Below are 6,894 nucleotides of genomic sequence, written 5' to 3'. Positions count from 1 at the left end.
GCTGAAGGATCTAAAAAAAGAAACCTGAATAATTTCCAAATTTCAGGGGGGATACGAAAGTAACTGGTGAAGGCCAGTGAAATATATACTTTTACATCAAAATTATATTAAAATTTTTGACACTACGGAAACAAAACAGGGGGTATTCTTAATGAAAGTTGCTATTGCATATTATTCCCAGCATCATGGTAATACAAAGAAACTTTTGGATGCCATTAAGGAAATGGGGGATATAAAACTAATTAATGCGGTTGAATGTAAAGAGGCAGACTTAACTGAGTACGATATAATAGGTTTTGCGTCTGGTACATATTTTGGCAAATTCAGCAAGGCGGTTATTGAGTTTGCCAGGAAAAACCTGCCAGGTAATAAACGTGTGTTTCTCATAAATACTTATGGCGCTAAAGCTGCTTTCACGAAAGAAATTGAACAAATATTTACTGATAAATCCTGTAAGTTGATAGGAATTTATGGATGTAGAGGCTTTGACACATTTGGCCCTTTGAAGTTAGTTGGAGGAATCGCAAAAGGACACCCGGATGAGAGTGATGTGAACGGTGCAATAGAATTTTTCAGGAGGATTATTGAAAAATAAGTTATTATAAGAATCAATGATTTTAGAAGATTTGGATAATTCTTCAGTTACGGTCTATTAGTATAAGGAGTTATGTAATGCATGTTTAAAATAAAAGTATAGAAAACGATTCTGACTCTCGGTAAAATATATCGGGAGTTTTTTGTCTATAAAGCGAATTGAAGAGCTCCCCTGTGGAAGTTTGGCGGTTATATCACTTGTGGAGGAGTCGGGGAGTGCAGCTGTTATTGGCATATGAAGGTAACAGAACTACTGAGGATATAGTATAAGATAAAAAACAAGAAAAAAGTATAAGGATTAATGCAGGAAATTGGGTTTTTGAAGCCGGGGACTTAAACTAAATACTCCAAGACAAGTTTATAAAGAATATGTAATTAAAATAGATATAGTAAAAGAAAAAGCAGGCTAATGTCCAATATTAAGGGGCCAAAGCAAAGCATTTTGTAATGTATAATTATATTTATACCAGGGAGTTTATGAAAAGAGGATTATAGATAGATGAATTCGTCAATTTTGAAAGATATTTTAAAAGATTGTGTTCTTTGCCCCAGGGAATGCCATGTTGACAGAACTAGCGGCAAAAGAGGATATTGCAAAACTACCGATGAATTGGTGGTTGCAAGAGCAGCACTCCATATGTGGGAGGAACCTTGCATATCAGGAAAAGAAGGCTCCGGTACGGTATTTTTCTCAGGTTGCGCTCTGGGTTGTATGTATTGCCAGAATAGAGAGATATCAAAAGGTTTGGCAGGAAAAATTATTACAATAGAAAGGCTTGCAGAAATTTTCCTGGAGCTTCAGGACAAGGGAGTCAATAATATCAATCTGGTTACTCCAAGCCACTATGTTCCACATATTATAGACGCTTTAGATATATCACGCAAAAAAGGACTCACTATTCCTATTGTATATAATTGTAGTGGATATGAGAAAGTAGAAACCTTAAAACTGCTTGAAGGATATGTTGATATATATTTGCCTGATCTGAAATATATGTCGAACGAGCCTGCAATAAAGTACTCTAATTGCAAGGATTACTTTGCGGTTGCAGCAGCGGCAATTGGAGAAATGGTTAGGCAGGTAAAAGAAGCAAGCTTTGATGAGCGGGGCATAATGCAAAGAGGTGTGATAGTAAGACACCTAACTTTGCCGGGATATCTTGAAGACTCTAAGAGAATTATAAAATACTTGTATGAGACCTATGGAGACATGATATTCGTCAGCATTATGAATCAATATACTCCGATAACAAAGAATATGATATACCCTGAGCTTAACAGAAAGATAACGGAGGAAGAATATGATGAACTTGTTGATTTTGCAATAGAAATCGGGTTGGAGAATGGGTTTATACAAGAAGGGGAGACCGCTTCGGAAAGCTTTATCCCAGAGTTCAACGAAGAAGGTGTATAGACACAGGCTCAATTTCATCAACATGATATGTAGTGCATATTTGTAGAACTGAGCCTCAAGGGAGAGTGTTGAGATATGAGTAAACAACGGATAAAAGAGTTTGTATCAGATTTAATGTTAGTATCAGGATTCATTTTTATAATTAGTCCAGTCATAATATATTGGTTTATTCATGGTAATTATGAAAGATATATTTGGATAATAAATGGACCTTACCCATTCAGCCATTTTGGCGGAGGGCCATTTCAATTATTATTATTTATTGGATTGTTTATAGTTGGAATAGGGTTAATAGTCGTTTCAAAGACTTTGAAGAAAAAATTAAAGATGAATAATTCAAATTAAGTGAAAAAGGTTGCAATAATTACAGTATGAAAAGGGATTCCTCCTATAATGAAATACAAATATATAGGAGGATTTTTTATGGGAAAATAATAGCCAAAATGTAAAAAGGAGCTTACCGGTAAAATTATTACATGAAGCAGTAATTGTTTTTGGCAAGTAAAAATGGGTCTTTCCAGAGTTAGTTGAATTAATCTAAAAGTATGATATAATAAATAGTGTGTTAAACAAAAGAAAAGAGGTCATTTTATGGATAAGTTTATTAAGCAGTTAGACCAAAACCTGGACTATATTCGTCATGAAATAGTTGATGGAAAATGCTATATAACAGTAGCTTCCAGCCGAAAAGAAGTAATATGTCCATTCTGCGGCTCTGCATCATCAAAAATACATTCTATATATAGCAGAACCTTTCAGGATCTTCCAATACAAGGCAATAAGGTATTTATTATTATACGCAACAGAAAGATGTTTTGTAATAATCCTGACTGTAATCATACTACTTTTGCAGAAAGATTTGATTTCATTTCAGATAAAGCGAAGAAAACCCGACGGCTTGTGGATGAAATTGTACGACTGTCATTAAACTGCAGTTCTGTTGAGGCATCTAAAGCTTTTAGGAAGAATATTGTGGATGTAGGCAAAAGTACTATCTGCAATCTCTTAAAAAAAAGAAACTCCTGTTATTCATAAGAAAGCTGTAATAGCCATTTGCATAGATGATTTTGTCATTAAGAAAGGTCAGTGTTATGGAACAATATGATGGATATCTTTAAACGTCAAATAACTGATTTATTGACTAAAAAGATTATGAAACTGTCCTATGGTACTGAAAATAAAGAGATTATCCGAATTTTGATGCTGGAATCACAAAAAAGTGATAAATATCAAAATTCATTATTTTACTTTATGAGATACATGAGCGGCAACGGGGAAAATCCAGTTTTTGAAACGGTCCGCGATGTAGGCTGTGAATTTATTTATAATGAAATGGTGCTGTTTAAATTTTTATTTTCAATCATTCCTATTGGTAGTTTTGCAGATAACTATGACGACTTTAAGGCATTTGGTTCAACAGAGGACAGTGAACTGCGCAGATCTTTTTTACATTCTTATCAGATAACTACTTCTTCATAATTCCAGGAAGTGATACATACTGCGGGATAATAGTTCTAAAATTTAATTTTTAATAAATATATTGTTACAAATGAAAGCATAATTAACCAAACAGTTAGTTAAAAATGACATGTTAAATAATTAAACTAATAAATGGTTAATTAAAGCTCATTTGAGCTTAATTAATATAAAATTAAATTTTATAGGAGTGAAAATTATGAGCGTGATTCAAAAAACGGCACTAAATATACTACTGAATTACCTTTCAGAAAATCCTATGGAAAAGCTACCAAAAATATTTGATATTGCAGAGAAATTAGATAGAGGAAATTTACATGCTACCCAGATAAACGCTGTGCGTGATGTTCTGTTGGATGATAACAGCGTTTGGCGTACTTTTGTTGAAAAACTGTTTCAGGAAGTGGATGTAAAGCTCATAAAAAAGTTTGTAGAATGCTTTGTAGTTAATGCTAACTTTATCGGGTACGAGCGCGGGCGGACTATTGAAGAAAAATATGACTGCAACGTTCCATGGGCAATTTTGATGGATCCAACCAGTGCCTGCAATTTGTCCTGCACCGGATGCTGGGCAGCACAATATGGAAACAAAAATAACCTATCTTACGAGACACTTGACTCAATTTGCCGACAGGGCAAGGAACTGGGTATTTTCTTCTATATCTTCTCCGGAGGAGAACCACTTGTACGCAAGAAGGATATCATCCGGTTATGCAAAGAACACCAGGATTGCTACTTCTTTGCCTTCACCAACAGTACGCTGGTAGATGACGAACTGTGCGAGGAAATGCTGAAGGTAGGCAATTTTGCACTGGCATTTTCTATTGAGGGTGACGAGGAAGCCACCGACATGAGGCGTGGAAAAGGTACTTATCGTAAAGTTATTGAGGCAATGGAAAGGATGAGGGAACATAAGCTTTTATTTGGGTATTCTACCTGCTATCACCGTTACAATACTGAAAGTGTTGGTTCTGATGAATTTGTTGACGATATGATTGCCCGTGGTTGCAGGTTTTCCTGGAACTTTACTTATATACCTGTTGGAAAGGATGCCCGTACAGACCTTATTGCTACTCCTGAACAACGTGCGTATATGTACCGGCGTATCAACGAAATTCGTCAAACCAAACCTATTTTTGCAATGGATTTCTGGAATGACGGAGAGTACGCTAATGGATGTATAGCAGGCGGGAAACGCTACCTGCATATAAATGCCGCCGGTGATGTAGAGCCATGCGCATTTATCCATTATTCCAACGTCAACATTCATAATGCAACACTTTTGGATGCTCTAAGGTCTCCTTTATTTATGGCATATCGTAAAAACCAGCCATTTAACAACAACCTGCTGCGCCCATGCCCTTTGCTTGACAATCCTGAGATGCTTGCAAAGATGGTTAAAGAATCAGGAGCAAAATCAACTGATATGGAAGCACCTGAAGATGTAGATGTGCTTATTGCCAAAACTATTGAGGCTGCCAAGGCCTGGGCAGAGGTGGCTGACAGCCTATGGAAGGAGAATCCGAAATATCAGGAAACTAACTGTAAATCTGTGAGTTAAAGCCGGGTTAATCCAGGTACAATATTAGTATGTATTGTCGCATTTCATATTTGTATATAAGTGGTAAGGTTTGTCTTCGGATGTTGAAATAAATATAAATAATAACATTATATGGTTGACCGCCAGCCAGGAGATATTTTCTCTGAATTGGCGGTTTTTTATATACGAGGAAAACCTTAGGCTATGCCGGGGATAATTATAGATAATATCCATTGACTTTTTGGTCTATAAAGTATAGACTTATAATGTAGGGTCTATAATTTATAGACTAAAGAGGTGTTAGCATGAAAGAGTATAAGCTTACAGAAAGTGAAGAAAAATTTGCAGAATTAATTTGGCAGAATGAACCAATCAATTCAGGAGATCTCGTCAGGCTTGGTGAGAAAGAAATGAACTGGAAAAAATCTACCACATATACAGTACTTAAAAAGTTATGTGAAAAAGGCATTTTCCAAAATAAAAATGCTATGGTTTCTTCTCTGGTCACAAAGGATGAATATTATACCAGGCAAAGCATACGTTTTGTTGAGGATACCTTTGGAGGATCTTTGCCGAAGTTCTTAACAGCTTTTATCAGTGGCAGAAAATTAAGCAAACATCAGGCTGAAGAGTTGAAAAAGCTGATTGATGAGCATAAGGGGAAATAGCCATGAGTGAACTGTTTCTTACTGTTTTAAATATGAGCCTTACAGCAAGCTATGTTATCCTTTTTGTTATAACTGTGAGACTGTTACTGAAAAAGGCTCCAAAAGTTATCTCCTATGCGTTATGGAGTGTGGTGGTATTTCGGCTCATAATTCCATTCTCATTTGAAAGCATGTTTAGTCTTATGCCACGGAAAATTATGTTACGGAATGCAAATTCAGTTCCAGTTTCTTATGATATCATTCACCAGCAAAGTTCTCAGATTAACAAGGGGATAGAAGCAACTGATTCATTAGTAAACCATTTACTTTCTACATCTTCTGCACTGACTTTTGATTCAAGTGTTAATACTTTAAAGATTTATGCAGGAATAGGGGCGTACATTTGGATTATAGGATTAATAGTATTCCTTATATATAGCCTTGTATCTGTCTTAATGCTAAAAAGGCGGCTTAAGTGTGCGCAATTAATAGAGAAAGACATCTTCGAAGCTAATAATTTGAAAACACCATTTGTACTTGGATTCATTAAGCCAAGGATATATTTACCTGCAGGACTTAACGATACCGAGAGGAGATATATTATACTGCATGAACAGATTCATATTCATCGAAAAGACCACCTTATCAAGATGCTGGCATTCATAATACTGTCCATTCACTGGTTTAATCCCTTTGTATGGATTGCATTTATGTTGATGTGTACAGATATGGAATTGTTCTGTGACGAAAGAGTTATGAAAGTAATGAATGAAGATATAAAAAAGCCTTATGCCAGTTTGTTGCTGTCTCTTGCCAGCGAAAGGTTTATACTTATTTGACAGATATTCCTATAGAAGTTTATGCATTGGAATACAGGTTACTTCCTGAAGATCTAAGTAAAGTGGTTATGGCTGGTGGAATGCAGACAGATGAAAATGAGACTGCAAAATTCAATGAAATTGCAAAACTCATAGAAGAAAACCTTGCTGTTATAATGTCTTCACCAAAAGAAACTTCAAATCCCTATGCTTATATTAATGTGCATCAGGAAGAATATGAGGAAATTATAAAGTTCGGTGGCGAGGAAGCTCTACAATACATCTTGTTCCAGTTTGAGAGCGGTAATACAGAAGGACTCCGGGGGTATATCATGATGAAGCTATGCAAGGATATTCTGGGAGTACGAAATAATGTGACTGATGAAACCCTCACACCCCAGGAAT

Annotated in this window: 8 protein-coding genes and 1 pseudogene; all 9 read left to right on the top strand. The window is 35.7% G+C overall.

What is annotated here, in order from left to right:
- The first annotated feature begins 151 nt into the window (after positions 1-151).
- On the top strand, positions 152-595 hold the full coding sequence (locus GXX20_00175) for a flavodoxin (GenBank protein HHW30085.1): 444 nt from the start codon (positions 152-154) through the stop codon (positions 593-595).
- Positions 596-1,093: 498 nt separating this feature from the next.
- The gene (locus tag GXX20_00170) at positions 1,094-2,008 is read left to right on the top strand and encodes a radical SAM protein (GenBank protein HHW30084.1); all 915 of its coding nucleotides are present in this window, start codon (positions 1,094-1,096) and stop codon (positions 2,006-2,008) included.
- 75 nt (positions 2,009-2,083) lie between these two features.
- Positions 2,084-2,353, top strand: coding sequence for a hypothetical protein (locus GXX20_00165; GenBank protein HHW30083.1), 270 nt, complete (start codon positions 2,084-2,086; stop codon positions 2,351-2,353).
- A gap of 246 nt (positions 2,354-2,599) precedes the next feature.
- The gene (locus GXX20_00160) at positions 2,600-3,043 is read left to right on the top strand and encodes a transposase family protein (protein HHW30082.1); all 444 of its coding nucleotides are present in this window, start codon (positions 2,600-2,602) and stop codon (positions 3,041-3,043) included.
- 66 nt (positions 3,044-3,109) lie between these two features.
- Positions 3,110-3,487, top strand: a complete 378-nt coding sequence (locus GXX20_00155; protein ID HHW30081.1) for a hypothetical protein — start codon at positions 3,110-3,112, stop codon at positions 3,485-3,487.
- Positions 3,488-3,683: 196 nt separating this feature from the next.
- Positions 3,684-5,045, top strand: coding sequence for a radical SAM protein (locus GXX20_00150; protein ID HHW30080.1), 1,362 nt, complete (start codon positions 3,684-3,686; stop codon positions 5,043-5,045).
- A gap of 284 nt (positions 5,046-5,329) precedes the next feature.
- The gene (locus tag GXX20_00145) at positions 5,330-5,692 is read left to right on the top strand and encodes a BlaI/MecI/CopY family transcriptional regulator (GenBank protein HHW30079.1); all 363 of its coding nucleotides are present in this window, start codon (positions 5,330-5,332) and stop codon (positions 5,690-5,692) included.
- 2 nt (positions 5,693-5,694) lie between these two features.
- The gene (locus GXX20_00140; protein HHW30078.1) at positions 5,695-6,510 is read left to right on the top strand and encodes a hypothetical protein; all 816 of its coding nucleotides are present in this window, start codon (positions 5,695-5,697) and stop codon (positions 6,508-6,510) included.
- A pseudogene (locus tag GXX20_00135) lies at positions 6,507-6,608 on the top strand (DUF4825 domain-containing protein). The gene GXX20_00140 and the pseudogene GXX20_00135 overlap by 4 nt, the downstream one beginning before the upstream one ends.
- Positions 6,609-6,894: the final 286 nt, after the last annotated feature.

This window comes from Clostridiaceae bacterium, assembly GCA_012840395.1.
Classification (GTDB): Bacteria; Bacillota; Clostridia; order Acetivibrionales; family DULL01; genus DULL01.
Note: the sequence above shows the minus strand (reverse complement) of the source record. Positions and strands in the feature narration are given on the sequence as shown.